Source organism: Streptomyces sp. 150FB (assembly GCF_000818195.1).
In the GTDB taxonomy this organism is placed as follows: domain Bacteria; phylum Actinomycetota; class Actinomycetes; order Streptomycetales; family Streptomycetaceae; genus Streptomyces.
Window position 1 is genome coordinate 8,503,146 of sequence record NZ_JTHL01000001.1, and the last position, 26,855, is coordinate 8,530,000.

Annotated in this window: 25 protein-coding genes; 10 read left to right on the forward strand and 15 right to left on the reverse strand. The window is 69.2% G+C overall.

Translation table 11 applies throughout. The features are described 5' to 3' along the window. Nucleotides 1-188 precede the first annotated feature (188 nt). Nucleotides 189-1,157 (forward strand): hypothetical protein, encoded by a 969-nt coding sequence (locus QR77_RS36460; protein WP_160310988.1) that lies wholly within the window; start codon nucleotides 189-191, stop codon nucleotides 1,155-1,157. An 80-nt stretch (nucleotides 1,158-1,237) separates the two neighbouring features. Further along, complete coding sequence (locus QR77_RS36465) at nucleotides 1,238-1,588, forward strand: VOC family protein (protein ID WP_040026261.1); 351 nt, start codon at nucleotides 1,238-1,240, stop codon at nucleotides 1,586-1,588. A gap of 42 nt (nucleotides 1,589-1,630) precedes the next feature. On the opposite strand, the gene QR77_RS36470 is transcribed toward QR77_RS36465, so the two are convergent. Beyond that, on the reverse strand, nucleotides 1,631-2,683 hold the full coding sequence (locus tag QR77_RS36470) for an ArsR family transcriptional regulator (RefSeq protein ID WP_052489329.1): 1,053 nt from the start codon (nucleotides 2,681-2,683) through the stop codon (nucleotides 1,631-1,633). A gap of 122 nt (nucleotides 2,684-2,805) precedes the next feature. On the opposite strand from QR77_RS36470, the gene QR77_RS36475 reads away from it, so the two are divergent. Continuing rightward, nucleotides 2,806-4,047 carry an MFS transporter gene (locus QR77_RS36475; protein ID WP_107069024.1) on the forward strand — a complete coding sequence of 414 codons (1,242 nt, stop codon included), beginning with the start codon at nucleotides 2,806-2,808 and terminating at the stop codon, nucleotides 4,045-4,047. Here QR77_RS36475 and QR77_RS36480 read toward each other — a convergent pair. Together QR77_RS36480 and QR77_RS36485 are read right to left on the reverse strand one after the other, a co-directional pair. Continuing rightward, nucleotides 3,980-4,978 (reverse strand): cytochrome d ubiquinol oxidase subunit II, encoded by a 999-nt coding sequence (locus QR77_RS36480; RefSeq protein ID WP_040026262.1) that lies wholly within the window; start codon nucleotides 4,976-4,978, stop codon nucleotides 3,980-3,982. The two genes, QR77_RS36475 and QR77_RS36480, sit on opposite strands and share 68 nt — an antisense overlap. Further along, complete coding sequence (locus QR77_RS36485; protein WP_052489330.1) at nucleotides 4,971-6,419, reverse strand: cytochrome ubiquinol oxidase subunit I; 1,449 nt, start codon at nucleotides 6,417-6,419, stop codon at nucleotides 4,971-4,973. Before QR77_RS36485 ends, QR77_RS36480 begins: the two co-directional genes overlap by 8 nt. Before the next feature lie 431 nt (nucleotides 6,420-6,850). Here QR77_RS36485 and QR77_RS36490 point away from each other — a divergent pair, with 431 nt between their 5' ends. Continuing rightward, nucleotides 6,851-7,900, forward strand: coding sequence for a sodium:calcium antiporter (locus QR77_RS36490; RefSeq protein ID WP_040026263.1), 1,050 nt, complete (start codon nucleotides 6,851-6,853; stop codon nucleotides 7,898-7,900). Between the two features lie 70 nt (nucleotides 7,901-7,970). On the opposite strand, the gene QR77_RS36495 is transcribed toward QR77_RS36490, so the two are convergent. Further along, nucleotides 7,971-9,431, reverse strand: coding sequence for a catalase (locus QR77_RS36495; protein WP_040026264.1), 1,461 nt, complete (start codon nucleotides 9,429-9,431; stop codon nucleotides 7,971-7,973). A 312-nt stretch (nucleotides 9,432-9,743) separates the two neighbouring features. Here QR77_RS36495 and QR77_RS36500 point away from each other — a divergent pair, with 312 nt between their 5' ends. Then, the gene (locus QR77_RS36500; protein WP_040026265.1) at nucleotides 9,744-10,649 is read left to right on the forward strand and encodes an aldo/keto reductase; all 906 of its coding nucleotides are present in this window, start codon (nucleotides 9,744-9,746) and stop codon (nucleotides 10,647-10,649) included. A gap of 63 nt (nucleotides 10,650-10,712) precedes the next feature. Here the strand turns inward: QR77_RS36500 and QR77_RS36505 are convergent, their stop codons facing one another. After that, entirely contained in the window at nucleotides 10,713-11,633 is a 921-nt protein-coding gene (locus tag QR77_RS36505) for a LysR family transcriptional regulator (RefSeq protein ID WP_347359813.1), read from the reverse strand. Nucleotides 11,634-11,737: 104 nt separating this feature from the next. On the opposite strand from QR77_RS36505, the gene QR77_RS36510 reads away from it, so the two are divergent. Together QR77_RS36510 and QR77_RS36515 are read left to right on the forward strand one after the other, a co-directional pair. Beyond that, nucleotides 11,738-12,190: a nuclear transport factor 2 family protein gene (locus tag QR77_RS36510; protein WP_040026267.1), complete on the forward strand. Its 453-nt coding sequence runs from the start codon at nucleotides 11,738-11,740 to the stop codon at nucleotides 12,188-12,190. A 77-nt stretch (nucleotides 12,191-12,267) separates the two neighbouring features. Beyond that, nucleotides 12,268-12,636: a DoxX family protein gene (locus QR77_RS36515; protein WP_040026268.1), complete on the forward strand. Its 369-nt coding sequence runs from the start codon at nucleotides 12,268-12,270 to the stop codon at nucleotides 12,634-12,636. Between the two features lie 66 nt (nucleotides 12,637-12,702). On the opposite strand, the gene QR77_RS36520 is transcribed toward QR77_RS36515, so the two are convergent. The 5 genes from QR77_RS36520 to QR77_RS36540 all read right to left on the reverse strand — a co-directional run bounded on the left by QR77_RS36520 (nucleotide 12,703) and on the right by QR77_RS36540 (nucleotide 17,661). Next, a complete protein-coding gene (locus tag QR77_RS36520; protein WP_040026269.1) occupies nucleotides 12,703-13,458 on the reverse strand; it encodes a GNAT family N-acetyltransferase in 756 nt (251 codons plus the stop codon). A gap of 64 nt (nucleotides 13,459-13,522) precedes the next feature. Then, nucleotides 13,523-14,629, reverse strand: coding sequence for an FAD-dependent oxidoreductase (locus QR77_RS36525; RefSeq protein ID WP_040029278.1), 1,107 nt, complete (start codon nucleotides 14,627-14,629; stop codon nucleotides 13,523-13,525). A 102-nt stretch (nucleotides 14,630-14,731) separates the two neighbouring features. Further along, nucleotides 14,732-15,754 carry a transporter substrate-binding domain-containing protein gene (locus QR77_RS36530; protein WP_040026270.1) on the reverse strand — a complete coding sequence of 341 codons (1,023 nt, stop codon included), beginning with the start codon at nucleotides 15,752-15,754 and terminating at the stop codon, nucleotides 14,732-14,734. Nucleotides 15,755-15,826: 72 nt separating this feature from the next. Then, entirely contained in the window at nucleotides 15,827-16,633 is an 807-nt protein-coding gene (locus QR77_RS36535) for an amino acid ABC transporter ATP-binding protein (protein WP_052489331.1), read from the reverse strand. Then, complete coding sequence (locus tag QR77_RS36540; protein ID WP_052489332.1) at nucleotides 16,630-17,661, reverse strand: amino acid ABC transporter permease; 1,032 nt, start codon at nucleotides 17,659-17,661, stop codon at nucleotides 16,630-16,632. Before QR77_RS36540 ends, QR77_RS36535 begins: the two co-directional genes overlap by 4 nt. Nucleotides 17,662-18,518: 857 nt before the next feature. On the opposite strand from QR77_RS36540, the gene QR77_RS36550 reads away from it, so the two are divergent. Next, complete coding sequence (locus QR77_RS36550) at nucleotides 18,519-19,307, forward strand: polysaccharide lyase family 7 protein (RefSeq protein ID WP_040026273.1); 789 nt, start codon at nucleotides 18,519-18,521, stop codon at nucleotides 19,305-19,307. A 105-nt stretch (nucleotides 19,308-19,412) separates the two neighbouring features. On the opposite strand, the gene QR77_RS36555 is transcribed toward QR77_RS36550, so the two are convergent. Further along, nucleotides 19,413-21,077 (reverse strand): Na+/H+ antiporter, encoded by a 1,665-nt coding sequence (locus tag QR77_RS36555; RefSeq protein WP_063798121.1) that lies wholly within the window; start codon nucleotides 21,075-21,077, stop codon nucleotides 19,413-19,415. A gap of 351 nt (nucleotides 21,078-21,428) precedes the next feature. Here QR77_RS36555 and QR77_RS36560 point away from each other — a divergent pair, with 351 nt between their 5' ends. Then, on the forward strand, nucleotides 21,429-22,148 hold the full coding sequence (locus tag QR77_RS36560) for a phosphatase PAP2 family protein (protein WP_236710953.1): 720 nt from the start codon (nucleotides 21,429-21,431) through the stop codon (nucleotides 22,146-22,148). Nucleotides 22,149-22,190: 42 nt separating this feature from the next. On the opposite strand, the gene QR77_RS36565 is transcribed toward QR77_RS36560, so the two are convergent. Together QR77_RS36565 and QR77_RS36570 are read right to left on the reverse strand one after the other, a co-directional pair. Further along, nucleotides 22,191-23,657, reverse strand: coding sequence for an MFS transporter (locus tag QR77_RS36565; RefSeq protein WP_078877589.1), 1,467 nt, complete (start codon nucleotides 23,655-23,657; stop codon nucleotides 22,191-22,193). Further along, nucleotides 23,654-24,127, reverse strand: a complete 474-nt coding sequence (locus QR77_RS36570; RefSeq protein WP_040026274.1) for a MarR family winged helix-turn-helix transcriptional regulator — start codon at nucleotides 24,125-24,127, stop codon at nucleotides 23,654-23,656. The genes QR77_RS36565 and QR77_RS36570 overlap by 4 nt, the downstream gene beginning before the upstream one ends. Nucleotides 24,128-24,261: 134 nt before the next feature. Between QR77_RS36570 and QR77_RS36575 the strand changes: the two genes are divergently transcribed. Next, nucleotides 24,262-24,621, forward strand: coding sequence for a helix-turn-helix transcriptional regulator (locus QR77_RS36575; protein WP_040026275.1), 360 nt, complete (start codon nucleotides 24,262-24,264; stop codon nucleotides 24,619-24,621). A 26-nt stretch (nucleotides 24,622-24,647) separates the two neighbouring features. On the opposite strand, the gene QR77_RS36580 is transcribed toward QR77_RS36575, so the two are convergent. Together QR77_RS36580 and QR77_RS36585 are read right to left on the reverse strand one after the other, a co-directional pair. Further along, complete coding sequence (locus tag QR77_RS36580; RefSeq protein ID WP_040026276.1) at nucleotides 24,648-25,688, reverse strand: polyketide synthase; 1,041 nt, start codon at nucleotides 25,686-25,688, stop codon at nucleotides 24,648-24,650. 98 nt (nucleotides 25,689-25,786) lie between these two features. Next, entirely contained in the window at nucleotides 25,787-26,614 is an 828-nt protein-coding gene (locus tag QR77_RS36585; protein ID WP_040026277.1) for a helix-turn-helix domain-containing protein, read from the reverse strand. Nucleotides 26,615-26,855 lie beyond the last annotated feature (241 nt).

The following is a 26,855-nucleotide window of genomic DNA, read 5'->3' on the forward strand; positions in this document are numbered from 1 at the left end:
CGACGGCGGCCGCGCCTCCGCGAGCCTCCCGGCCTGTCCCGCCCACCCCACCCGGGGCGCCCGGAGTGCCGGGGCGCTCCTCAGGGCGCGTGGTACGGCCTCGGGCCTCGACGCGGTCCGGGTCTCCGGCGTCGGCCGGCTCCGCCCCGGGGTCGTCACGCCGTCGAGCGTTGCTGACGCTCGGCGTGGTGACGGTCGCCGCCGCGGTGGGGGTTCCTCTCGCGCTGAATCTCACCGGTGACGAGGACGACGGAAGCCTTCGGTTCGACGCTCCTGACAGTGAGTCCGGCGTCAGCGACGTGGTGATCAGCCCGAATGGCAAGATCCTGGCCGGCAGATGCGACGAATTCGTTCAGCTCTGGGACACGCGGACCCGGCAGAGCCTGGGCAAACTCCCGGTGAGCAACCTGTCGTGGGTGCACACACTGGCGTTCAGCCGGGACAGCCGGATGGTGGCCGCCGGAACCGACGACAGCGTCGTTCACCTCTGGTCGACCACCACCAGGCGGTCTCTGGCTGTCCTTGAGGCCAAGGACACGTGGGGGATCAAATCGATCGGGATCGCCCCCGACGGCAACAGGGTGTACGGGAACGACGGAAACGTGGTGTGGGTGTGGAACCGGCTGGACAAACAACCATCCGGCTCCCTGCGTCCCACTGGACCCACCGGCCTGGAGCTCAAGTACAGCGCCCTCGCACCGGACGGGAAGACCCTGGCTGTCGCCTGCGGCAACGGCACCGTCTCCCTCATGTCCACGGCGACCCGGCGCGAAACCACCCGCATCGTCTGCGAGAGCGTCATCACGCAGTTGGCGTTCAGCACGGACGGAAAGATTCTTGCCGGAATCGGCGACCGCGAAGAGTCCGTCCTGCTGTGGGACGTACCGCACGCCGCGGACAAGAACCCGGTCATCGGTTCCCTCACGCACACCCACTCGTCGCCCACAGCGCTGGCGTTCGGCTCCGGCGGAAAGACAGTGGCCGTCGCCTACGACGACGACACGATCCGGCTGTGGGGTGTCAGCAGCCGCCGTGTCACGAAGACGATCACTCTGTCCAGCGACGAGTCGGCGACCCAGGGACTGGCGTTCAGCACCGATGGCGCGTTCCTCGCCGTGACCCGGAACGGCTCGGGCCACCTGTGGAATCTCCGCTGACCGAGGGCCGGGAGCCGCAGCACCGTCACACCGCGACGGCCGACCCGCCCAGCACCGGAAACACTCGACAGGAGCTTCCCATGACCGCACGTTTCAAGGACCTGTGCATCGACGCCACCGACCACCAGGCCCTCGCGGACTGGTGGTGCACGGCCATCGGGTACGTCCGCCGGGACGCCCCGGCCGGCGACGAGGGTGAGAACACGGTGCCGATTCACGACCCCGGGGGCGAAGGCCCGCTGATCTGGGTGAACCATGTCACCGAGGCGAAGACGGTCAAGAACCGAATGCATCTGGACGTCTGGGGGAGTGTCGCCGAACTCCTCGCCCTGGGCGCGACGTTGGTCCGTGCTCAGGAGGCCGACATCGAGTGGAGCGTGATGGCGGACCCCGAAGGCAACGAGTTCTGCGTCTTCACACCGGTCTCCTGACCACAAGGTTGCTCACACGTCCTTCCTCACCGAGTTCGCGGTTCATGTCCCAGTTGACGGGGCGACGCTTCCGGGCCCCCTGCGCGGCCCCCTGCCAACCGCTCCGCCAGTACGGTCCGTACGCCCGTACAGTTGGTTGCCGAGTGGGCCCCGGCGGTACAGCACGTGCCGTCCGTCGCGGATTCGGGTGACCAGGCCCGTCGCGTGCAGCACGCGCAGATGCTGTGACACGGCGCTCGGGGTCACTTCGAGGCGGCGGGCGATCTCGGCCGTGGTCATCGATTCGCCCAGCAGGGACAGCAGTTTCGCCTTGGGCAGACCGAGCAGCGACGTGAGAGCTGCCGTGTCGGGCTCCGGGGTCGGGGTCCAGAGGGTCGCGATCCCACGGCTGGGGTAGGCCAGCATCGGCGGTTCCTCCGCGCTGAGCGGGGGAACGGGCTTGTAGGCGAACAGGGACGGGACCAGCGGCAGTCCTCTGCCGGACGCGGCCACCTGGTGTTTGCCGATCATCTTGTCGATGTGCAGTACCCCGTTCTGCCACCGCAGGTTGGAGTGGATGTCGGAGAACAGCAGGCGTGCGCCTCCCGTTGCCAACTGCCGTGCGCGGTATGTGATGTCCGCCTCCAGTACGAGACGCATCCGCGGCCAGGTCGGCAGGAAGGCGATGTCCCAGTAGCGCCGCAGCAGCTCGCAGATCTCGTCCAGAAGCCTGACGACCTGCACGTCACCGGGCGCGGTGGCCTGACGCAGGAGGTGAGGAAGCAGGGCCGGCGCGTGTGTTGCCAGCAGGTCGCGGCGCACGATGTCCGGCGGTGTGCCGCGTACCTCGATCAGTTGTTCCTCGATGGTGGGCGCGAAACTCGTCGGCCGTGGCGTCAGGAAATCGGGCAGGGCACGCGTCGGTCCCACCAAGGACAGCAGGAGGCGGACGTCGGGCGCGTCGAGTCTGCCGAGTGCGGATCTGCGCCAGGGGATGTGCGACGGGTAGCGGCCGGGATCACGCAGCGTCCAGAGGCTGGCCATGATCTCCTGCAACGGCGAGATGGCGAACCGGGTGTCCGCGAGATCGTCGACATCGAGCAGGAAACCGATCATTAAGCGGGAAGCTACATCGTTTGGCACCCGCGCGGATCTGCTTTGGACTTCGGTGCATGACAGATCACAGCGATCGGCTACCGGCGCAACGCAGCCCACGCCGCCCACACCGCCGGACCGACATGTCCGCCGATCCGGAACACGCGGGCTCCGGTGTGAGCAACCGGGTCATCCTGCTCCTGGCCCTCACCTGCGGAGTGGCCGTGGGCAACGTCTACTTCCCCCAGGCCATCAGCCCGTTGGTCGCCGACGCGCTGCACGTGTCCGCCGACTCGGCCGCCCTCGTGGTGACCGCGACGCAGTTCGGTTACGCGGCCGGGATCTTCCTGCTGGTGCCGCTCGGCGACCGGTTCCCGTACCGGCCGTTGATCGTCACCCTCCTCGGACTCAGCGGCCTGGGGCTGCTCGCGGCCGGCGCGGCCCCCGGACTCGCGGCCCTGGTCGGCGCGACCGCCTTCGTCGGTGTGACGACCGTGGTCGCCCCCCTCGCCGGTCCGATGGCGGCCGGGCTGGTGGCCGGCAACCGCCGCGGTGTGGTCGGTGGCACACTGCTGAGCGGATCCATCGGTGGCATGCTGCTGTCCCGCGCCCTCGGCGGGACCATGGGGGAGTGGCTGGGGTGGCGAGCCCCCTATCTGATGTCCGCCGCCCTCTCCTTGATCATGGCCATGGTCCTGATCCGTGCGCTGCCGACGACGTCCCCGCCATCGGGGCAGCGGTATCCGGCGCTGCTGGCCGAGCCGTTGCGCCTGTTGCGCACCGAACCCGCCCTGCGCCGCTCCTGCTTCTACCAGGCCACGGTATTCGCCGGCTTCTCCGCGGTCTGGACCGGCGTCGCCCTCCTGCTCACAGGCCCGACGTACGGCATGGGCGCGCAGGCGGTCGGGGTGCTCGCCCTCGTCAACGCGGGGACCATGCTCTGCACACCGTTCGCAGGACGCCAGGTGGACCGGCGGGGGCCCGACGCGGTCAACGTCGTGTGCATACTCGGCGTCATCGCGTCGGCCCTCGTCCTCGCGTTCGGCAGCCTCGGCGGCACGCCGGGCCTGGCGACCCTGGCGCTGGGCACACTGCTGCTCGATGTCGCAATGCAGTCGGGCATGGTCGCCAACCAGGTGCGGATCTACGCCTTGCGCCCCGAGGCCCGCAGCAGAGTCAACACCGCCTACATGACCTGCGCCTACCTCGGCGGCAGCGTGGGTTCCTGGGCCGGAGCCCGCACTTACACGTACGCCGGATGGCTGGGGGTGTGCACGCTTGTCGTGTTGCTCGCCGCAGCGGCCCTGGTCCGAAGTGTCAGACCCGGGTCTCCAGCCTCCCCCGGTTCTGAAGGATGTAGAGGGCGGCCAGCGACGGGGCGATGAGCACCCCCGCGGCGCCGGCCACGGAGGCGAGCACCCAGAGCGTGGGCGTCGGCGCCGCGGCGTCGGCGATGCTGAGATGCGTACCCAGCAGGAACGGGTACTGCGCAACCCCCCAGCCGCATACGACCGTTGCCACGGCCAGGGCGGCCAGCATGCGCAGGGCGAGCGGCTTCTCGCGTCTGAGGAGGAACAGCGTGAGCAGTCCGCTCAGCGCCGAGACGATGAGCAGCGCCAGGCCGCGATGGCTCAACTGGTGGAACAAACGAGGGGAGTCGGAGTGGAGGACGAAGACGCCGGCGAGGCTGATGATCCCGGTGACGATCACCGAGAGCATCGCGCGCCGGCGGAACCACGCTTCGATCTCCGGGCCCTCGTTCTTCCGCGCGGCGGCGGTCAGAAACACCGCGGCGAGGTAGGCACACACCGCTACGGCCAGCACCCCGCCCAGGACGGATGTGGGGTTGTTCCAGCTTTCGATCGGATCGCCGTTGCCGGCGGTGGGTACCCGGCCCGAAGCGATGGCACCGGCCACGCACCCGAAGCAGTAAGGGGTGAGCACCGAGGACAGCGCGAACGACGCCCCGAAGATGCGCTGTTCAGGCGTACGCATCGACGCCTTGCGGAAGGCGAAGCCCGCGCCCCGCAGGACGATTCCCAGCGCCGCCAGGCCCAACGGGATGTAGAGCGTGGTGGTGATGGCCGCGAACGCCGTGGGGAAAGCGCTCCACAGCATGACGAGGCAGTAGATCAGCCAGGTGTGGTTGGCCTCCCAGACAGGGCCGATCGACACGTCGATCAGATGGCGGGGCTTGCTGCCGCGCGCCGCTCCGCCGGCGGTCAGGTCCCAGAAACCGGCGCCGAAGTCCGCTCCCCCGAAGAGCGCGTAGGCGATGACACCGATGAACAGCAGGACTGCGACGGCGTCACTCATGCCGGCCCTCTCCGGCGTGCGCGTCGGTCAGCGGCCGGTTGGGACCGTACGGGACGTCCAGCCCCTCGTCGTCTCCGTCGCTGCCGGCTCTCCACCGTCTGGTCAGGGACCGCAGGATCAACAGGGCGCCGATGCCCACAGCGAGGTAGATGCCGAGGGCGGCGGCGAAGAACGGCCAGAGGTTGCCCTGGGTCGTCACGGCGTCCTTGGTGAGCAGCAGACCGACCACCGTCCACGGCTGCCGTCCCACCTCGGTCACCACCCAGCCGCTCTCCAGGCACACCACCGCGACGAATCCGCTGAGGGCGGCGCAGCCCAGGAACCACCGGTTGGTGGGCACCTGCCGCCGGCGCCACCACAGCCATACGGACCAGACGACCAGCAGGAGCAGCACGCTGGCTGTTCCCACCATCACGTCGAAAGCGAGGTGGACCACGCTCACCGATCTGTCGGTGGGCCGTACGGCGGGAGCGATCGCGTCGAGTCCGCGGATCCTCGTGGACGGTCTGAACCCGGCGAGCAGCGAGGCCACGTCCGGAATCTTGAGTCCGTAGCGGACCTTCCCGTCGATGAGCACCCCGCCCAGTGTCTCGGGTACATGGGTGCCGGTGGTGGGCAGCAGTTCGAGCGCGGCGAACTTCCTGGGCTCGCTGTTGAACACCTGGCGCGCGACGACATCGCCGACGTAGACCTGTACGGGCAGGACGACCCCGGCCACGATGAAGCCGATGAGGAAGCCGAGCCGGTGGTAGTGGTCGCGGCGTCCCCTGAGCATGCCGACCGCGTAGACCCCCGCCACCGAGAAACCGGCGACGATATAGGCGGCGAGCAGCATGTGCACGCTCTCGAACCAGAAGGCACCGTTGAAGAAGACCTCGGCGGGACGGACCTCCACAACCCGGCCGCCGCGCATGGTGATACCGCCCGGCTGGTTCATCCAACTGTTCGCGGCGACGACGGCGGCGGTGCCGCCCATGCTCGCCACGACCACGGGTACGCCCGTCCAGAAGTGCACCCAGGGAGGAAGCCGCTTCCAGCCGTAGATATAGATCGAGACGAAGATCGCTTCCAGGAAGAAGAAAATACCTTCGATCGCGAACGGGAAACCGAACGCGGCGCCATAGGTGCCCATCAGTCCCGGCCACAGGATGCCGAGTTCGAAGCTCAGCACCGTCCCGGTGACCGCTCCCACCGCGAGTAGCACGGCGGCGACCTTCGACCAGCGCTGGGCGAGCAGCAGGGCCTGTTCGTCACCGTGCCGCAGACCCCGGTAGTTGGCGATGAGCATAAGGGCGGTGAGTGCCACTCCGAACGGCACCAGGATGATGTGGAAGCCGAGAGTGAAGGCCATCTGCTCCCGGGCGGGCAGAAGCTGCGGCGGGTCGGCGGCCGAGGCTGCGACCCGCAGCAGAATCCCGGTGACGTGTGCGGAAGTTGGCATTCCTGCATCGTCCATGCAGGGCTCGGCGCGCCGGTCCGGCGACACGGACCGGCGGCGAACGTCACCCGTTCAGGTAGCGGGGAAGCCTGCGCGTTCACGTGGACCGCTTCCCCCGCACCGCCGAGGGCGGCGGCGACAGCAACGTACGTGCGGCGGCTCTGGGGTGCCACGCGCCGGGCCGAGGCGGTGTGGGCGGGCGTGTAGGGTGAGCCGCCGCGAAGGGGAGTAGCCCCGAAAACCGGTCGTCGACATACTGGAACTCAGCCACGGGTTCCCGGTGGCCGGGCCCGCGTCGGGTAATGATGTGGGTGGGCGAGACCTTCGGCCCTTTTGTCGACGGATGATTGCGTGTCGGCGGGGTCGAAGCCGTACCCGCTCCGCGCCGGTCGTCCTCGAAGCCCCTGCCGGTGCGGGAAGGCTGAACGAGACCCGTGATCCATTTCTTCCTGCTCGTCGTGTGCGCGGCGGCGATCTACCTCTCCTGCGAGTGGTTCGTCAACGCCGTGGAGTGGCTCGGCCAGCGCCTGAACGTGGGGAAGATGGCGGTCGGCACGATCCTGGCCGCCTTCGGCACCGCCCTGCCCGAATCAGTGGTCACGCTCGTCGCGGTCACCACCGGTGCCACCACCAACGCCAAGGACATCGGTGTCGGCGCCGCGATGGGCGGCCCGCTGGCCCTGTCCACCATCGCCTACGGCGTCACCGGCGTGATGCTGCTGCTCAAGCGCCGCAAGGACCGCGCCCGGGTGCTCGAAGAGACCGGCACGCCGCCGAGCGCCGGCGACAACGAGGTGCTGGGCGACGAACACGACATGAGACGCCTCGCCAAGGACCAGAAATGGTTCCTGCCGATCTTCGTCGTCAAGGTCACCCTCGGGCTCGTCGCCTTCGCGTTCAAGCCCACCCTGGGCCTGCTGTTCTTCGCCACGTACGCCGTCTACTTCTGGCGTGAGATCCGCAGCGGTGACCAGGGAGGTCACAGCGAGAACGAGGCACTGGAGCCGCTGAGGTTCCAGCGCAAGGCCGCTTCGCCCAGCAACTGGGCTGTCGTGGGCCAGACGGTGCTGACCCTGGCGGTGATCTTCCTCGCCTCGCAGCTCTTCGTGAAGCAACTCGACGCCATCGGCCCGATGCTGGGCCTCTCCACCACCGTCACCGCCCTGCTGCTCTCGCCGGTCGCCACCGAGCTGCCCGAAGTCATGAACGCGGTCATCTGGGTGCGTCAGGGCAAGACGAAACTCGCGCTCGCCAACATCTCGGGCGCGATGATGATCCAGGCAACCGTCCCCAGCGGCCTCGGACTGCTCTTCACCACCTGGAAGTTCGACAACGCCCTCATCTGGTCCGGCGGCATCACCATGGCCGCGATCGTCTACCTGCTCCTGACGATGCGGGCTCACAAGCTCACACCCGTACGCCTCGCGGTGGCCGCCGGCTTCTACGTGGTCTTCGCCCTCGGCCTCATCCCGATCCTGAGCTGACACACCCGCGTCCGCTCCCTGCCCCGGCCCGTGACGGGAGCGGATGACGCGGGCGGTCCGGACCGGGGGGTTACGGCGCCCGCAGGCCGTGGGCGACGCGTGCGCCGAGGTCGGGGTCCACCTTCGTCCAGTAGTCGTTGACCGCACGGTCCTGGACGGGACGCTCGACCCCTTCGCTCAGGTGCGCCACGATGTTGCCGACGAGATGGTCCCGCTCGGTCTCCGTCATCACCTGGCGGTAGAGCGTGCCGGGCTGGATGAAGTCGTCATCGTCCCTGTGCGCCTCGTACGCCGTACGCATGATCTCGCCGGCCTCCACGAACCAGCTCGGATCACGGTAGCGCCCTGAATCGGCCTTGGGGCCGCCGTAGCTGTTGGGCGCGTAGACCGGCTGGTTCCCGTTGTGGCGGAAGCGCATCGGTCCGTCCTTGTTGTAATTGCGCACCTCGTTGAGCGGCTGATTGACCGGGAGCTGGGTGTAGTTCGGGCCGGTGCGATAGCGGCTCGAGTCGCCGTATGCGAACAGCCGCGCCAGAACCATCCGGTCAGGGCTGGGACCGATTCCGGGAACGAAGTTCGCCACGTCGAATCCGGCCTGCACGATCTGGGCGAAGAAGTTCTCCGGATTGCGGTTGAGCACCAAACGCCCGACGGTGATGGGCGGATAGTCCTCGTGCGGCCAGACCTTGGTCACGTCAAAGGGGTTGAAGCGGTAGTCCGCCGCGTCCTCGTAGGGCATGATCTGCATTTCGAGGCGCCAGGACGGGTGGTCTTCGCGGGAGATGGCCTCCCGCAAGTCGCGCCGGTGGCAGTCGAGATCCTCGGCCCGCATTGCCTTGGCCTCGGCGTCGGTGAAGTTCTGGATACCCTGCTCGGTCTTGAAGTGGTACTTGACCCAGAACTTCTCACCCCCCGCGTTCTCCCACATATAGGTGTCGCTGCTGTAGCCATTCATATGGCGCCAGCTTCGCGGTGTGCCGCGGTCGCTCATCAGGACCGTCACCTGGTGGGCCGACTCGGGCGACAGTGACCAGAAGTCCCACTGCATGTTGTTGCTGCGCAGGCCGCTGTCGGGCAACCGCTCCTGCGAATGGATGAAGTCGGGGAACTTCATGGGATCGCGCACGAAGAAGACCGGTGTGTTGTTGCCGACGAGATCGTAGTTGCCCTCCTCGGTGTAGAACCGCAGGGCCCAGCCGCGTACGTCGCGGTCCGAGTCCGGATAGCCTTCTTCGCCGGCCACCGACGAGAAGCGGAGCAGTACCGGAGTGCGCTTTCCGACCCCGTTGAGGAAAGCGGCCCTGGTCCACTCGGTGACGTCATCCGTCACCTCGAAATACCCGAAAGCGCCCCCGCCCTTGACGTGATATACGCGATCGGGAACCCGCTCGCGCACGAAGTGAGCCAGCTTTTCGATCAGATAGGTGTCCTGCATCAGGATCGGACCGTTGGTCCCCGCCGTGAGCGAGGACTCGTCGCTTTCGACCGGGCCTCCGGCTTCCGTGGTGATGGCCGGCGGTTGCTCGTTCATTTCTCTCCTCTGCTCGGGTGGAGCCCCCGGCGTTTGATCTTAGAAACGAATTCAGGCTCTCTTCTCGACGCCACGCTGTCGTGAGAGAGCCATGTCCGGCCCTGGCCGGCAGCGCCGTACGCCGGGTGGCGGCCGGTGCCGCCGGCCCGATGCTGAAGCGTCTTCGCGACATGCGCGGTCGGGAGCCGATCGAGCCGGTGCGGCTGGCTAGGGTTCCCGTTGAGACCGTTGAGACCGTTGAGACCGTTGAGACCGTTGAACCGTCGAGCCGGACAAGCCGCTGCCGCGGTCGGTGAAGAAAGAGGGGGGCCAGTGGCTGTACTCGGACTGGGGCTGGCGGCGTTGGGGCGTCCCGAATACCTGACGGTCGGTCATGGTGACTCTCTCGGTGCGGACCGCTCCGTCGACGGCCTGCGCAAGCGGTGTGAACAGGTCTGCGACGCCGCCTGGGCGGGCGGGATCCGGTGGTTCGACGCGGCCCGCTCGTACGGTCTGGCCGAGCAGTTCCTGTCGGGGTGGCTGACGAGCCGCCGTATCGGGGCCGAGGACGTCACGGTGTCGTCGAAGTGGGGCTACACCTATACGGCCGACTGGCAGCCGCACGCGGAGGTCCAGGAGGTGAAGGACCATTCGGCCGCCGCCCTGGCCCGCCAGTGGCCGGAGAGCGAGTCGCTGCTCGGGCCCTGGCTCCGTCTCTACCAGGTCCATTCGGCGACCCTGGATTCGGGGATCCTCGACGACGGTGCGGTCCTGCGTGAACTCGCCGGGCTCCGGGTGCCGGTGGGTCTCAGTCTGAGCGGCCGGGGCCAGGCCGACACCCTTCGCAGGGCGCTGGAGATCCGGGTCGACGGTCTGCCTGTCTTCTCGGCGGTACAGGCCACCTGGAATCTGCTGGAGCCCTCGGCCGGTGACGCGCTGAGCGAGGCCAAGGACGCGGGATGGACCGTGATCGTCAAGGAGCCACTGGCCAACGGACGTCTCGCCGTGCCGGGCCCCGGCACTGAGGCCCTGGGGGAGCGTCCGGATGTCGGGGCCCTGGCCGCCGTGCTGGCCCAGCCATGGGTTGACGTGGTTCTCTCGGGCGCCGTGACCGTCGAGCAGATGAAGTCGAACCTCGATGCGATCAGCGCCGAGGTACCGGAGCCCGAGCGGTACGTGTCGTACGCCGTCGACCCGTCGGCGTACTGGAGCGAGCGGGCCGCGATGCGCTGGACCTGAGCACGCGGAGGGAGCGCCGTCGGAGCCGGCCGCCGTCAGTTTCCTGGAGCGGTCGGTCTCCGGTCACAGGGAGATGGGGCCGAGGGCGACGGCGGTCTGGGAAAGTGCCCGGATGACGGGGCTGTCGTTGGTGGAGCGCCACGTCAGGGCCCACTGGAGGGCGGGGGCGTCACGGAGGGGCAGAAAGACGATGCCGGGCGGCCTGTTGTAGCGGGCCGCGATCTCGCCGAGCGGGTGGACGCAGTGTCCGGCGGCGACCAGCGACAGGATCTCGTGGAAAGTCCGCGCTGCGCGCCCGCGAGGGACGCGGCGGCCGAGCGGCGTCCGTGTGGGGACCATCGACGCGACCCAGTATTCAGGGGCTCCGGGGCCCAGGTCGACGACGTGGTTGTCGGCGAGGTCCTCAAGGGACGCGGTGCCGCGCTCGGCCAGCGGATGGTTCGCCGACACAGCCAGCACACGGCCTCCTGTCAGCACGGTCGGGCCGACGGTGAGATCCGGTTCGGCAACGGGCAGCCACAGCACGTGCACGTCATGCTCGCCGGTACGCAAGGCAGTGAACGGGTCGCTGCCATTGACCTCACCGAACTGGACATCACTGCCGGGGTAGCGGGTGCGGAACGCGTCGACGAGAGGGCGTAGTTCGTGTCCGGCATGGCCGAACACTCCCAGCCGCAGGGTCTGGCCGGTGCCAGGACCGGCCGCTTCGGCGCGAGCGAGTCCCGCCTGGAGAAGGTCGAGGGCCTGCTGGAGGTCTTCACGAAGGCGCCGCCCGACCGGCGTCAGACTCACGCGTCGGCTGGTGCGATCGAACAGGGCGACGCCGAGCCGCCGTTCCTGTCTGCGGATGGCCTGGCTCACACGGGCTTGGGACACGTGAAGCCGTTCGGCGGTGCGACCGAAGTGCAGTTCCTCCGCCAACGTCAGGAAGATCTCGATGTCCCGCAGCTCCATACATAACCCCCAGATTATGGATCGCCCCACAAAACCTACATTGTTCCGCCGCTGACCCGCGTCGATGCTGGACACATCACCACCGGACAGGCGACACGGGCCTGACCACCTATGGATGAGGCTGGGGGAAACCGATGAGCGACATGCGGGAGATCGCCGACCGTATCGAGATCGAGGCGCTGGGCGCCGAGCTCGCCGACGCGGTGATGATGCGTGACTTCGACCGCGTCGCATCGCTGTTCACGCAGGAGGGCGTGATGCGGTGGCCACACATCGACAAGGAGTTCATCGGCCGGGAGCAGATCCGTGCCGGGGTCGAGTGGGGGCAAGGGCTCTGGGAGTTCTTCGTGCAGCACGTTCACCCAGGCGTCATCCGGATGGACGGTGACACAGCGACGGGCCGCGCGTACATCCAGGAGTTCGGGCGGATGCGCGACGGCGCCTCACACCTGAACTACGCGCTCTATCACGACTGCTACCAGCGCACCCCGGACGGCTGGAAGTTCAGCGAGCGCGTCTACGAGGTCAGGTATCTGGACTCCACGCCACTGGCAGGCTCGCCACCGCCCTCAGCGGACCGGACCTGAGTTCTGTTTCCCGGACCGTCGCGGACCCGGAACCGACCGCTCGTACCTCCCTCATGCATCCAGATCAGGAGTACCTCATGGACCTCGCACTGTGGATCGCCGCCGGACTGCTGGCCGCTGTTGCCCTGGTCGGCGGCGTCACCAAGACGTTCATTCCCAAGGAGAAGCTGGCCTCGCAGCACGGCGGCGAGTGGACCGGAAACGTCGGCGCCGGCTCCATCAGGGCCCTCGGGATCCTTGAACTGCTCGCCGCCGTGGGCCTGATCCTGCCCGCCGCGCTCGACATCGCACCGGTCGTGGTGTCGGTGACCGCCCTGTGCTGGATCCTTCTGATGGTTGGCGCGATGGTCACCCACAGCCGCCTCGGCCAGTTCAAGCTCGTGCTGGTGAACCTGGCCTATCTCGGGCTCGCGGCCTTCATAGCGGGGGGACACCTTGCCGCCTGAGGACGGCTCGACTGATGGGCGCCTGGGCGTTGTCCGCCACCTCAAGGGCGATCCCCCAAGCGGGTCCTACCGCCCTTCCGGGACCGGGACGCGGACCAGGGTGGACAGGGTGCGGCGGCGCAGGATGAAGCCCATCGACAGATAAAGGCGGATGGCGTTCTCGTTGGTGCCCGCCGCGTGCAGGAACGGTGTGTCCCCGCGGTCCCGGATCCCCTGGGCCACATGACGTACCAGCCGGGTGGCGAGCCCCTCGCCCCGGTGGCCGGCATCCGTGCAGACGGCGCTGATCTCGGTGTAGCCGGGAGGGCGCAGCCGCTCGCCGGCCATCGCCACCAGGCGTCCGCCGCGCCGGATCCCCCAGTAGGCGCCCAGTTCGATGGTGCGGGGGAGGAAGGGGCCCGGTCGGGTCCGGCTCACCAGATCCAGCATCTCCGGTACGTCGGCCGGGGTCAGCCGGACGGCTTCAGGATCTGCGGCCGAGCGCAGTGTGTCGGCGATGAGCTGGACGCCCGTCCCCCGCCGCACCGTCTCCCAGCCGTCCGGCACACGCGTGGCCCCACTCACCGAGGTCTCGGCGCCTGGGCCGGCCAGCACCGCCAGGTCGTCCCAGGCCCGGGAGTCCGCCGGGTCCGCCAGTGCGACGAAGGGCGAGACGTCCGTCTGGTAGCGCGCGGCGGATCCGACCACCTCGGCGAACCGGCGGTGTGGTCCGGAGAGCGCCGCCCAGGCCGCGTTGTCCAGCAGGTGCGCCGGGGCCGGCTCCCCGGACGGCTCGGGAGCGGGCGGCGGGACGGGGCCCGGTGACTGGAGGTCGGTGGACATGACGCGTCGTTCTCTTCTCTCTGGTGTGCGTGGTGTGTCGCCGCACTGGAAGGCGGTACGGGGGTCAGCGGCCGGCCGGCGCCGCCCGCCCGAGGGCGAAACGTCCTGGCCCCGGCCGCCCCTCGACCAGGTCGGCCGCCAACTCCCCGATGGCGGGGCCGAATTTGAAGCCGTGACCGGAGAATCCCGCGAGCACCGTCACCGGACCGCGCCGGTCGATCACGAAGTCGTGGTCGGGGGTGGTGGTGTAGAGACAGGTGACCGGCTCGGGTACGGCGGAGGCCAGCCCCGGCAGCCAGGTGTGGACGTACGCCGCAAGACGCTCCGCCGCCAGCGGGTCGGGCGTACGGTCCCGGTGGTCCGGGTCGACGAGCGGCCCGACCCCGTGGAACCCGACCTTGACCCCGTCGGCGCTGCCGAGCCCGTACACCCCGCCCGGTACGTCGAAGCCGGCGCCCGGGTGGTGTACGAAGGCCGGCCAGTCCAACGCGTCCGGCACCGGGAAGTGCAGCGGCTGCTCCTGTGTGACGCGCAGCGGCGGCAGTCCGTCGACCAGCTCGGGGAGAACGGCGGGAGCCCAGCCGCCGACCGCGACCACGGCCGCCTCCGCTGTCACCGACCGCCCGTCGTCGGTGACAGCCGTCACGCCGTGGTCGGAGGGGGACAGGCTGCTCACCCGTATCCCGTACCGGATCTCCGCTCCCCGTCCCGCCGCGGCCGCGAGCAGTGCCGCCACGGCGGCGTCGGCGTGCAGACGGCCGCCCTCGGCGTGGAACAGTACGGTCGAGTCGGCCACCAGTCCCGGCCACCGCTCGGCCGCCTCCGCCGGGCCGAGCACTGTCCCAGGGTGGCCCGCGGCCGCGAGTGTGTCCGCCAACTCGCCTACGGCGCTGGGCAGTCCGTGGTCGACGGCTCCGGTGACCGTGAGGACCGGCCGGCCCGTCTCCTCCTCCAGGCGGCGCCACAGCGGCAGAGCCCGCAGAGCCAGCGAGACGTACAACGGGTCGGCGTACGTCAGCCGGAAGATGCGGGAGCTGCCGTGCGAGCTGCCCCGGTCGTGCCCGGGCCCGAACTGCTCCAGCACGGTGACCCGGTGGCCGCGTACCGCCAGCCGCCAGGCCGCCGCCGCGCCCATCACTCCACCGCCGACGATCAATACGCTGGGCGCCATGACAGGGACGACCTCTCTGTGCGGCCGGGCAGCCTCGGAGGGCGGCCCGGCGAACCTCATGGCCGCTCTTCCGGGTCGGACAGGACCCCGGACGGCCGGATCTCAGGAGTTGGTGGTCGGCAGGCCGGGAGGGTTGACCTCGGAGGTCTTCACGGCCTCGTTCTTGAGGTTCCACGCCTCCAGCCACGTGGCGTACTGACCATTCTTGATCAGGTAGTTGATGGCGTCGGCCAGCGGCTTCGCGAGTCCGCTGTCCTTCTTGGCGGTCGCGCAGATCAGGCCCTGCAACGAGGCTCCGGCACCCGAGAAGGTGCCGGCTATGCGGGTCGCCGTCGGGGTCGACGCGGTTTTGGTGACGTGGTACGAGAGGCTCGGGTTCGGGCCGAAGTACGCGTCGATCTTCCCCGAATTCAGCGCCAGGTAGGTGCTGTTGCTCTCCTGGAAGTACTTCACCGTCAGCTTCTTGCCCTCGGCCGCCAGCTTGTCGCGCCACTCCAGCAGCAGCTTCTCCTGGTTGGTGCCCGCGCCCACGGCGACGGTCTTGCCCGCCAGGCTCTTGTACGTGCCGCCGAAGTTCCAGTCGGAGTCCTCGCGCACCTCGAAGGCGAGGTTGTCCTCGCGGTAGGCGGCGAACTCGTACTTCTTCTTCCGCTCCTCCGTGTCCGTGATGTTGGAGAACCCGGCCTCGGTGCGTCCGCTGTCGATCCCGACGAACAGATTCTCCCAGGTCGCGTTCTTCACGTCGGGCTCCAGACCGAAGACCGCCGCGACCAGCCGGGCGAGGTCGGGCTCGGATCCGGTCAGGGTCTTCTGGTCGTCACCGACATAACCGAGCGGCGCCGAACCCGCCGGGAACATGCCCAGACCGATGGTCAACTTGCCGTCCTCGGTGACGGACTTGGGCAGTTCCGCCCGGATCGCGGCCACTTCGGGGACCTTCAGTGTGGTCTCCTTGGCGGCCCCGTTCGAGACGGCGCCGATGATCACGGATCCCTTGGCCGCGGCGCCCAGGGAGCCGGACGAGTCCTTGGCGTCGCTGTCGCCGCAGGCGCTGAGTCCGGCGGCGAGAGCGAGGGCGGTGCCGGCGGTGACGAGAGTGGACAGACGGGATCTGCGGCGGGGCATGTCGGATTCCTTGAGGGTGGACGAGAACAACAGGACGGGGAGGGGGGAAGTGTGCGGGGGAGTTCGGAGGAGTCAGAGAACCTTGCCGAGGAACTCCCGGGTCCTGGCCTCGCGGGGGTTGTCGAGCACCTGGGCCGGTGGTCCCTGCTCGACGATGCGGCCGTGATCGAGGAAGACGACCTGGTCGGCGACCTCGCGTGCGAACCCGATCTCGTGGGTCACCACGATCAGTGTGGTGCCACCGGTCGCCAACTCCTTGATGACGGCGAGGACTTCGCCGACCAGCTCGGGATCGAGCGCGGAGGTCGGCTCGTCGAAGAGGATCACCCCGGGTTCGAGGGCCAACGCCCGGGCGATCGCCACTCGTTGCTGCTGGCCGCCGGAGAGTTGCCGGGGGTACGAGTTGGCCTTGTCCGCCAGTCCGACCCGCTCCAACAGGGCGCCGGCCAGGGCCTGTCCGCCCTCCCGGTCGGTGCGGCCGATGGCGGTCGGCGCCGCTGCGACGTTGTCCAGCACCGTCAGGTTCGGAAACAGGTTGAAGTTCTGGAAGACGAAGCCGATACGGCTGCGCTGGGCCCGGATCGTACGCTCGGCCAGTTCCTTCAGCCGCCCCCGGTGGTGCCGTACGCCGATCGGCTCGCCGCCGACCGTCACATGGCCGATGTCCAGCTTCTCCAGATGGTTCACCGCGCGCAGCAGTGTGGACTTGCCGGAGCCGGAAGGGCCGAGGATGACAGTGACCGAGCCTGGTTCCACCGTCAGATCGATCCCGCGCAGGACCTGGTGCTCCCCGAACCACTTGTGCGCCTGATGGATCTCGACGGCCACCGGCTCGGAGCGGGCGGGAGACTTCGTGCTCCGCGGTGCGCTGACACTCATAGGCTCGATCCGATCGCGATCCGGGCACGGGCGTTACGGATGCCGGCCCGGAGTTTCTGAAGCGGTGTGGGAGGTACGGTGCGCAGCGCGCCCCGTGAGTAGTGGCGCTCCACGTAGAACTGGACCACCGACACGACGCTCGTCAGGACGACGTACCAGAAGGTGGCCACCAGCAGCAGCGGCACGATGTCGCCCGGGTAGGTGCTGCCCAGGCTCTGCACGGTGCCGAAGAGGTCGAGCAGCGAGACGTAGAACACCAGCGACGTGCTCTTGACCAGGCCGATCAGTTGGTTGACGTACGACGGCACGATGACCCGCAGGGCCTGCGGGAACACGATGCGGCGGAACTGGAACCCGCGCGGCAGCCCGAGGGCCGAGGCCGCCTCGTGCTGCCCCTGGTCCACGGACAGCACACCGGACCTGACCACCTCGGCCGCGTACGCCGCCTCGTTGAGACTGAGGCCGACGACGGCGACGGCCATGTCCGTGGCGAGACGCGACTCGTCGAACTCGAAGAAGGCCGGCCCGAACGGGATTCCCAGGCTCAACGTCCGGTACAGCGCGCTGAAGTTGTAGAGGAACAGCAGCACGACGATCAGCGGTACGGAGCGCAGCAGCCAGATGTAGACCCACGAGACGGACCGGAGCACCGGATTCGGCGAGAGCCGCCCGAGCGCGAGGATCACACCGCCGATCAGACCCAACACGGCGCTGACAGCGGCGACTTCCAGGGTGATCACCAGCCCGTCGAGCACCACCGGGCGGAAGAACCAGTACGAGAACCGGCTCCACTGGTAGAACGGGTTGCTCAGCAGCCCGTGGACGAACTGGGCGACCAGGACCAGGACCACCGCTGTCAGCACCCAGCGCCACGGGTGGCGCAGCGGCAGCACCCGCTCGGATGCGAGGGCGGGGCTGCGCGGCTGGTCGGTCGGGACGGCGTCCGAACCGGCCGGAGGCTGTCCGGGCGGGACGGGAGAGGAGCCGGCGGTGACCGGCTCGTCCGGGGGCGCGGACGTCTCTGGCATGGGTACTCCAGCGATCGGGAGGTGGCCGGACGGCGGGGGACGACGCGGTCGGGCTGAGTCGGAAACCCCCGGCGGGGACCGGGAGTTCGGCGGTACGGAAGAGGCCGTACGGGAGGGGGCGGGGCGGATTCTGTCCGGGCGGTCAGCGGCGGCGGGACGGGGCGCCGACGGAGGGCCCGCCGGTACACGAGCAGGAGGGGTGGACCTCGGGAGACGCCGCACGCGCGGGAGACGCCGCACGCTGGGGAGACGCCGTACGCGCGGAGGCGCCGTGCGGCGCTGCGGCCGGCACGGCGGAGCAAAGGCGCAGGACGGTTGCCGTCCCCTCCGATGTGCTCTCCACGCTGATCACCCCGTTGACTCCGGCTCTCTCTGCCGCACAGGCGCCCCGCCTGGGACGCGCTCGGCGAAACGGGCGGCACACGAGAGTCGTGACCGCCGGACCGGCGCGGGATCACCGCGCCGATCCGGCGTCAGTAACCCATGCGGAGAAGCCGGCGTCAACAAGCCGGCGTGACGTGTGAACGGGGCTCTGCGGCAGGGTCACCCGTACCGGATACGAGCGGTCGGCACCGCTCCGAACAGGGGAAACGCTCCCGGGATTCGACCGGGCCGGGACGCCGGCCGCGAGCTGGTGACGGCCGTGGCCGCCGTTCATTTCGCGATGCCGTAACACGGCCTTCATGCCCTGTCACACGGCGGAAGCACTGCCTCCGGGAGCAGTTCGAGCCATGCCGCCGGGATTCCCCTCGCTGACAGGACCGTTGACGGCCTGATTCAAGCCGTGCTATTCACAACTGGAGTCATTCATTGGACTGGACCTAGTTCACACTCTTGAACGCGGAAGGACCCCCCACATGCGATTCCGCTCCAAACTCCTCGCGATCATCACCACCGCCGGCATCGCCGGATCGCTCAGCCTTCTGGGCGGTACGAGCGCCAACGCCGGTGTTCTCGCCGACCCGTCGGTCGCGCCCGGCGGCAACTTCAACCTCTCGGTCTGGCAGCTCCAGGAGCCCGTGGGCTCGCCCGGTTCGCCGACCACCATCTCCTCGTCCCGCCTCCAGGGCGCCAACGGGTTCCAGGACTCGTACTTCTACACCGACACCCGCGACGGCGCGATGACGTTCTGGGCGCCGGAGAAGGGCGTCACCACGCCGAACTCCAACTACGCCCGCTCCGAGCTGCGTGAGATGAACTCCAACGGCAGCGCGGCGGACTGGTCACTCAGTGGTTCACACAAGTTGAGCGCGACCCTGCGCGTCGTGTCGGTGACGTCGAACGTCTGCGTGGGACAGATCCACCTCGGCTCGGGCGGTTCGTCCACCAAGCCGCTGGTGGAGCTGTACTACCGGTCGAGCGGCGACATCGTCGTCGGTACGGAGGACTCGCCGTCGGGCGGCCAGACCCTCCACACGGTGGGGCACGTCTCGATCGGCAAGACGTGGAGCTACACGATCGCTGTCTCCGGCGGGCACACGATCGACCTGACGGTCAACGGGAGCACGACGCACTACGCGATCCCGTCGTCGTTCAACCCGTACAAGCAGTACTTCAAGGCCGGTTCGTACAACCAGTCGTCGTCCAACAGCACGACCAACGGTGCCAAGGTCGGCTTCTACGGGCTGACCGTCTCGCATAGCTGAGCGATCCTCGGCAGAGCAGGGGAACGGTCCGGCGCGCCGCACTCGGCGCCGGGCCGTTCCGTCTCCGCCGAGGCCGGGGCCGGTGCCGGGCCGGTGCGGCACGGCTCACCCGCGATCGGGGCCCAGTTCGTCCTCGTCATCCCCGCCGTCCCGGTCGGACGGGTCGTCCCCCTCGCCGTCATCCGGCCCGTCGTCCGCCGCGTCCGGCAGCGGCGCCGTCGCGCGCAGTTCCAGCCGTACCTCCTCCGAGTCCAGGGTCTCCTGCACCCGGCGCAGCACGGCGTCATCGATGCGGTGGGCGTCGCGCATGTCCACCAGGGCGTTGCGTTTCGCGACGAGAAGTGCCTTGCGGAGACTGTGTTCCGCCTCCTGGAGCGGCCGGTTGGACGTGGTCAGGCTCTCGGCGTGATCATGCAGTTCCTGCGCGAGACGGTCGGCGACCAGGTCGGGGGCGCCGAGGCGGGCCGCGTGATCCGGAAGCGCGTCGAGCGCGCGGCTCACCACCTCCCGGCGTGCGAGCAGTTCCTCCTCGTCCTCCGCCGGATCGGCGGGCAGCTTCGACCAGCGGATGACGGCGGGCAGTGTCTGCCCCTGGAGGAGCAGGGTCACCACGATGACCACCGCGGTGACGAACACGATGACATCGTGGTCGGGCAGCCGCGCTCCTTTGTGCGTGACTGTGGGGACGGCCAGAGCCGCGGCCAGCGAGACCGCTCCGCGTACCCCGCCCCACGCCCCCGGCATCCGCTGCCGGAAGCCGATCCGGCGCGCCCGCTGCTGCGGGCGCCGGTCCAGGACCCTGATCACGTAGGGCGTGGTGTGAATGAAGACCATTCTGGTGAGGATCACCACCACGCTGACCACACCGGCCAGCTTCGCTGCCTCGCGCAGTCCCAGCGACGTCAGATCGCGCACGACGCCGGGCAGTTGGATGCCGACCAGGACGAACAGCGAGGCGTTGAGGAGGAAGGTCGTCACGTTCCAGAACGCCAGCACCCGGATCCGGGTGCCGGCCCGCATCAGCAGCGGGCTGGCCCTGCTGAGAATCAGACCGCACACCACCACGGCCAGGACGCCGGAGACACCTGCCAGTTCGGCGGGGAGGTAGACGGCGAAGGGGGTGAGAACGCTGAGACCGCTCTCGACGGCGGTGTCACGCAGCCCCTTGCGTACGAGGACGACCAGCAGCGCCCCCGCCGCTCCGATCGCGATCCCTCCGGCGTAGCTCAGCGCGAACCGGCCCACGGTGTCGGCCCACTCGAAACCATGACGGCCGACGGCGAGGTCCACCGCGAGGGCGAACACGACAAGTGCCGTGCCGTCATTGATGAGGCTCTCGGCCTTCATCGTGGTGAGGGCCCTGCGGGGCATGCCCTTCGCGACGCTCGCGACCGCTGTCGCGTCGGTGGGCGCGAGGACCGCGCCGAGTACGAACGCCATCGGCCAGGTGAGACCGAAACCGTGGGCGGTGGCCGCCACGGTCACCGCGGTGGTCAGCACCAGCCCCACGGACAGCAGGACGATCACCCGCAGATTCTCCCGGATCTGCTGGAGCGAGATGTTCAGGCTCTCGGCGTAGAGCAGCGGCGGAAGGAAGATCAGCAGCACGACGTCGGCGGTCAGCCGGAACGAATCGAAGGCCGGTGCCAGGCCGATGAGCCCGCCACCCACCAGGAGCAGGACCGGTTCGCTCACCCTCAGCCTGCGTGCGGCCCAGGTGAGAGCCAGTACGGCGGTCAGCACCACCACGACGACTTCGAGACCGGTCACGGCGCAAATATCTCACTGCCGCAGGGGCCGGAGGCTGCTCCCACTTCGGCCGTTCGACGACGGAACCGCCGAGGTCACCCCGATGACGAAGGGCCGGGCTCCCCGTCGTGCTCGCCCGTGCGGCGGGGTGTGAGCGGCGGGGTGTGAGACGGGAGGGGCGGACGGGTATTCACGTGTTGGCCCTCCTCTGTTCATCGTCTACAGTCCGTAGAAGGTCTACAGGCTTGTAGACGTAGATTCGTCGCGCGAAGGGGCGGCGCGCCCGTCCGGCTCACCCCGTCCAGCTCGCCCCGTCCGCTCCTCTCGCGCGGCCGGTCATGACCCATATGTACTCATCTGTGAGGGATCTCTTTGACCGGTCACACCACAGTCCAGTTGGCCTACGACGGCTCGGGCATCGACGGCTCCCTGTTCACCGCGCTCACCGGTTTCGCGCGCGACACCGCCTGGCTCAACGCTCCGATGGAGCTGTGGACCAACGCGGGCCTGGGGGTGTTCGCCGTACTCATGATCATCGGCTGGTGGCGGGCCCGCGCCCGGGGCCCCCGCGCGATGACACTCGCGCTGGCCGCTCCGCTCTGCGTACTGGTGGCGTTCGCCGTCACGGAGGTGGTCAAACAACTGGTCGCCGAGGTGCGCCCCTGCTACTCGCTGCCGCACGCCTACTTCGTCGACGTCTGCCCCGTGCGCGGCGACTACGCCTTCCCCAGCGGCCACGAGACCGTGGCGGCGGCGACCGTCGCCGCGCTGTTCCTCCTCGACCGCCGCCTGAGCGCGGTCGGGGCCCTCTTCGCCCTGCTGGAGGGCTTCAGCCGCGTCTATGTCGGTGCCCACTACCCGCATGACGTCGTGGGCTCCGTGGTCGTCGCCCTTCCGGTGGCGTACGGGGCCGGCCTGGCCCTCGGGCGGGTCGCCGTCCCGCTGGTGACGCGGCTGAGCACCGGCGTACTGCGACCGGCACTGGTCGCCGCCGGTGCCGCGCCCGCCGGGACCCGGCCTTCCGTACTGGCGGCGCAGGCGGTGGAGTCCGTCCACGACACAGCGGCGGGCAGCTCGCGGACCGACGGGTGAGCGAGGCTACGCGGACGGGCCGGGACCGGGTCCGGGTACCGGTCATTCCCCGTGGATCGGCGGTGCGTCCTTCGGCTCGGGCACGGAGGAGGCCGAGGGCGACCTCAACTGCCGGTCGGCGAGGGTCATCAGGAGCACGACCACGCTGACGCCCATGAGGATCAGGGCGATGGTGTGCAGCCCGCCGTCGGTGACATGGTTCTTGAAGACGATGCCGGTGAGCGTCGACGAACCGATCGAGCCGAAGTAGACGAACGTCCGGAACAGGCCCGAGGCCGTACCCACCTGGTCGGGTGGCGCCTGGGAGTACAGCGCGGTCTGGTTGGCGCTGTTGGTCGCGCCCAGCGTGAGGCCAAAGATCAGGGTCACGCCGAGAATCAGCACCACGGGGGAGTGCGAGGTCAGGAACAGCAGCCCGGTCGACGCGGCGAGCATGCACAGCACGCCCACGACCAGCGGGCCCCTGACCAGGTTGCGTGACGACACCGGCCTGGTCACCACGGCCGCCACCGCGCCCATCGGCAGGATCAGCAGCCCCGCCGCCTCGGCGGAGTAGCCCCTGCCCTCCTGGAGCCACTGCGTCACCCCGTACAGCACGGTGTAGACGCCGAGGAGGGTGAGTGCGGTGCGGATGTACGTACGGCTGAGCGCCATGTTGCGGACCAACTGCCGTACGTCGAAGAACGGCGTCGGTACCCGCAGCTCCCACCGGACCAGCGCGGCGCCGATCACGGCCGCGACGACGAGCGCCGTCCAGTTCGCCTCGGGCAGTCCCAGCAGGAATACCAGCAGGGCGCACAGGGAGCCGCCGAAGCCGACGATGCCCACGACATCGATACGGGCGGCCACCTCGCGCGGCGATCTGCGTACCCACGCGGTGTCGCGCGGAATCCACAGCAGCGCCATCGCCAGCGTGGCGAGCGCGAAGGGGATGTTGATGAAGAAGGCGCTGCGCCAGCCGAACGCGCCGATCAGCAGCCCGCCGATCGGCGGCCCCACGGCGGCGGTCACCGTCCCCGCGATGGACAGCCCGCCCAGCACACCGCCGGGCGGCGCGTCCATCCCCGCCCAGGTGGCGCGGCGACGGATCATCAGCATGGCCGACGGGTAGCCGGCCGAGGTCCCGATGCCGATCAGGACCCGGGCGACGATCAGCGTGGTCAGGTTCTGGGCCAGGCCGCCGACGATGCCGCCGAGCAGGACGACGAGGACACCGGTCACGAAGACCCGGCGCGGCCCGAACTCCTCGGAGAGTTTGCCGGCGGTCGGCTGTGCGACCGCGCTGGCCAGGTAGAGGGCGGCCACGAGGACCGCCGTACGCCCCACCGGCACATGGAGCGAGTGGGCGATCGGTACGAGGGCCGTGGCGATCAGGGAGCTGTTGATCGGGTTGAGCGCGGCTCCCATGTAGAGGGGGGAGACGAAGCGCCAGGCGAACGCGTCGGCCCGGCCCACCGTGCCGCGCCGGGCGCCGCTGTCCTTGTCGCCCTCACCTCGGGGGGCGGTCATCGGCCGTCCGCCGGCCTCGGGTCGGCGTCGGCCAGTCGTGCCAGCAGGTCGACGGCCTTCTCCAGCGCCGCGCGCTCCTCCGGAGCGACGACCGCGTCGATCGCACGCGCCAGCCAGGCCTGACGGGAGGCGAGCATCGAGGCGAACAGCTCGCGGCCGGCGTCGGTGGCACTGATCAGCACCTTGCGCGCGTCGTTGGTGTCCCGTTCGCCGCTGACCAGTCCGGCGGCCTTCAGCGCCGTGACGCTCTGCGCGATCGCCTGCTGGCTCACATGCTCGGCCGCCGCCATGGCCGCCGCCGTCGCCGGACCGCCCTCAAGGACCCGCTGGAGGATCGCGAGCTGCGAGATCGTGAAGCCGCTGGTGGGGACCCCGGCCTCCGCGCGGAGGCGGGACCGCAGGCGCGTCATGGTCACGCTCAGCCGGACGGCGATCTCAGCGGTTTCGCGATCATCTTCAGGTGCGCTCATAGGACTACCGTAAGTCACACAAGTAAGTTGCGCAAGCTGCTTGTGTATCCGACGGTACTCGTACGTCGGTGTCCGCCGTCCGGGTGAATTGTTCGGCCGCATCTGACGGGTGCGCGAACGTTTACGATGGCCAGATGAGGCATGCGGTGCACCCCGACATCGACGAGATGAAGCTCACCGACGTGCTGGCGGCGCTGAGCGACCCGGTGCGCGCCGGGCTCGTACGCGTACTGTCCGACGGGGCGGAGCGCGGGTGGGGAGAGCTGAGGGCGCCGGTGGCGAAGTCCACCCTCAGCCATCACCTGAAGGTCCTGCGGGCGGCGGGCGTCACCCGTACCCGCGAGGAGGGCACCCGGTGTTTTGTGATCCTCCGCCGTGACGATCTCGCCGTACGGTTCCCGGGGCTGCTCGACGCGGTACTGGCGGCGGCCGACGCGGAGGACGTCGGCCACCAGGTCGGACTCGCCGTGACCGCTCCGGCCGGGACCCTCTAGCGGCGCTCCAACCCCCCAAGCGATCCTCAGGAGTTCCAGCGCACCCGCAGCGCGGCGGTGGCGAATCCCGGGCCGTAGGCGACGGCGAAGCCGTGTGCGCCCGCCGGGGGAGCGTCGGTGTGTGTGCGGTCGAGGACCCGCAGGACGGACACACCGCCGAGGTTGCCCTCCTCGGCGAGTGTGTCCGTCGAGTGCCGGGAGTCGTGCGGGGCCAGGCCGAGCGCCGTGGCGGTGTCGCTGATGATGCGCGGGCTGCCGGGGTGGATGAGGGCGAAGTCGGCGGGGGAGTCGCCCGTCCACTCCAGGAGGGCGGGCAGCACGTCGTCGGCCGCGGTCAGCGCCTTCTTGGTCGAGTCGAAGTGGAGGCCGCTCCCGTCGAGGCGTCCGCTGTAGCGGTCGAGGCTGCCCGGCAGGACGTACTCGAAGGTGTCGTCGATGGCGAGCCCCTCGCCGAGAGGCTCACCGGTGACCACGACGGCGCCCGCGCTGTCCCCGAACAGCCCTTTGTAGATCATCGCTTCGATGCTCGTGTCGGCGTGGTTGTACACACTGGATATCACCTCGGAGACAACGACCAGTACGCGGTCGCCGGGCCGGGCCGCCACCATGTCGCAGGCGCGTACGAGAGCCTGAACTCCGCCCGCGCACGCCAACGTTGTCAGTGCGAGGCGCCGTACGGTCGGCTTGAGGCCGAGCCGGTTGATCAGGTGGACGTCCAGGTTGGGCACGGACCAGCCGGTGGAGTGGCTGGTGACGACCCCCGTCACATCGGCCGGGCTCAGCCCCGCCGCGTCCATCGCCTCGACGGCCGCGCGCTCGGCCATGCCGAGCGCGTCGGCGAACGCGGTCTTCGCCCGCTCCTCGACGGGGGCGGTGCCTGATATCAGCGGGGAGGCGAGCGGGCGGGTGAAGTACCGCGTTGTCACACCGCAGTTGCCGACCACGCGCAAGATGGCGCCGAGCCGGGGATGATCCGGGTGGTGTGCCTTGATGTCATCCAGTATGTCGCCCGTGGTGACTTTGTGATCCGCCAGAGTGATCTGGGGTCTTGAGACGTAAGCGGTCATGTGTGGACCTCCGGCTGGGCGCGGCGGGCAGCGTGGGGGTGGCGCCCAACCTACGACACTATGTCCGCGTCGTCGCCCGTGACCCATCCGGAATCGGATCAGGGCCAGTTGGCTCGGAGCATCGGAGTTCTTGTGTGCGCCCGGCGGGTTCCGGCGTGGAACACCAGGATGATGAGCCGGGAGCCCGGTGCTGTCAACGGTTGTGCCGCGCACATCGTCACCCAGCCGGGCCCGTGTTGTGCGTGGAAGATGGGGCGTTCGTCGCCGTCGGGGTGGATGGAGGCGCCGCCCGCCTCGTAGATCGGACCGGCGACGGGGTCGACAAGTACCTCCTTCTCTATCTGCCGCAGCACCTGGTCGTCGCGGCGTGAGGCGAGCGCGGAGCTCAACTGCGGGAGCACCAGGGGCGCCCAGGCGGTCTCCCAGTCCGTGAGCGTCCGCCGGCCGTCCTCGTCGAGCAGCATCCACCGCATGGTGTTGGACGGCGGCCGGCCGGACGGGAAGAGGTCGGCGAAGGCCTGGTTGCAGGCGAGCAGGTCCCACGAAGCGTCGGTGACGTAGGCCATGTGACCGATGCTGTCCACGGCCTCCTGCCAGACTCCGGGGACCTCCTGGCCAGAAGACGTACGGAGCGGCCCCGGCGGGTCCTGCTCGCGGGCGTAGCGGCACAGCGACACCCACTCCTGCTCGTTGAGAGCGAAGAGTTCGGCCACGTCGCGCAACAGATCGACGGGCGGGTTCGGGTACGTGCCCGCTTCCAGGCGGTGGTACGTGTGGATCGCACGGTTCAGGAGCTGGTCGACCTGCTGCTGGGAGAGTCCTGGCGCACGGCGGCCCTGCCCGGTGGGGCGGCTCAGACCGTGGGATTCCGGGTCGATGAGGGCGCGGCGTTCGCGGAGCAGGGTGCGTAGCGCCTTCTTGTGCATGTCCGGGAATCCTCCAGCGGTCCGGCCGAGTTGAGCGTGTGCAGTCTAATTATTCACAGTGGATTTGGTATGAGAAATTGCCCGAAGAAAAATGATCAGCGGATGGGGCATGGTTGATCTAGCGAGGTTGTTTGCCATGGGCCGGGTCGCCGTGAAATGGGCGGGATTGGTCGAAGCGGTAACTGCCCCGCGGTCCCCAGGGCCAATTGGCCGCGAGGGACCCACTGACTGCGGTCGGTGC

Coding starts and splice junctions, on each gene's coding strand:
- QR77_RS36495 (WP_040026264.1), bottom strand. CDS start 9,431: ATGAACGAGCAACCGCCGGCCATCACCACGGAAGCCGGAGGCCCGGTC.
- QR77_RS36465 (WP_040026261.1), top strand. CDS start 1,238: ATGACCGCACGTTTCAAGGACCTGTGCATCGACGCCACCGACCACCAG.
- QR77_RS36530 (WP_040026270.1), bottom strand. CDS start 15,754: ATGCCCCGCCGCAGATCCCGTCTGTCCACTCTCGTCACCGCCGGCACC.
- QR77_RS36470 (WP_052489329.1), bottom strand. CDS start 2,683: ATGATCGGTTTCCTGCTCGATGTCGACGATCTCGCGGACACCCGGTTC.
- QR77_RS36570 (WP_040026274.1), bottom strand. CDS start 24,127: ATGAGCGCACCTGAAGATGATCGCGAAACCGCTGAGATCGCCGTCCGG.
- QR77_RS36550 (WP_040026273.1), top strand. CDS start 18,519: ATGCGATTCCGCTCCAAACTCCTCGCGATCATCACCACCGCCGGCATC.
- QR77_RS36480 (WP_040026262.1), bottom strand. CDS start 4,978: ATGAGTGACGCCGTCGCAGTCCTGCTGTTCATCGGTGTCATCGCCTAC.
- QR77_RS36515 (WP_040026268.1), top strand. CDS start 12,268: ATGGACCTCGCACTGTGGATCGCCGCCGGACTGCTGGCCGCTGTTGCC.
- QR77_RS36520 (WP_040026269.1), bottom strand. CDS start 13,458: ATGTCCACCGACCTCCAGTCACCGGGCCCCGTCCCGCCGCCCGCTCCC.
- QR77_RS36485 (WP_052489330.1), bottom strand. CDS start 6,419: ATGCCAACTTCCGCACACGTCACCGGGATTCTGCTGCGGGTCGCAGCC.
- QR77_RS36525 (WP_040029278.1), bottom strand. CDS start 14,629: ATGGCGCCCAGCGTATTGATCGTCGGCGGTGGAGTGATGGGCGCGGCG.
- QR77_RS36585 (WP_040026277.1), bottom strand. CDS start 26,614: ATGCACAAGAAGGCGCTACGCACCCTGCTCCGCGAACGCCGCGCCCTC.
- QR77_RS36510 (WP_040026267.1), top strand. CDS start 11,738: ATGAGCGACATGCGGGAGATCGCCGACCGTATCGAGATCGAGGCGCTG.
- QR77_RS36475 (WP_107069024.1), top strand. CDS start 2,806: ATGTCCGCCGATCCGGAACACGCGGGCTCCGGTGTGAGCAACCGGGTC.
- QR77_RS36575 (WP_040026275.1), top strand. CDS start 24,262: ATGAGGCATGCGGTGCACCCCGACATCGACGAGATGAAGCTCACCGAC.
- QR77_RS36540 (WP_052489332.1), bottom strand. CDS start 17,661: ATGCCAGAGACGTCCGCGCCCCCGGACGAGCCGGTCACCGCCGGCTCC.
- QR77_RS36535 (WP_052489331.1), bottom strand. CDS start 16,633: ATGAGTGTCAGCGCACCGCGGAGCACGAAGTCTCCCGCCCGCTCCGAG.
- QR77_RS36580 (WP_040026276.1), bottom strand. CDS start 25,688: ATGACCGCTTACGTCTCAAGACCCCAGATCACTCTGGCGGATCACAAA.
- QR77_RS36565 (WP_078877589.1), bottom strand. CDS start 23,657: ATGACCGCCCCCCGAGGTGAGGGCGACAAGGACAGCGGCGCCCGGCGC.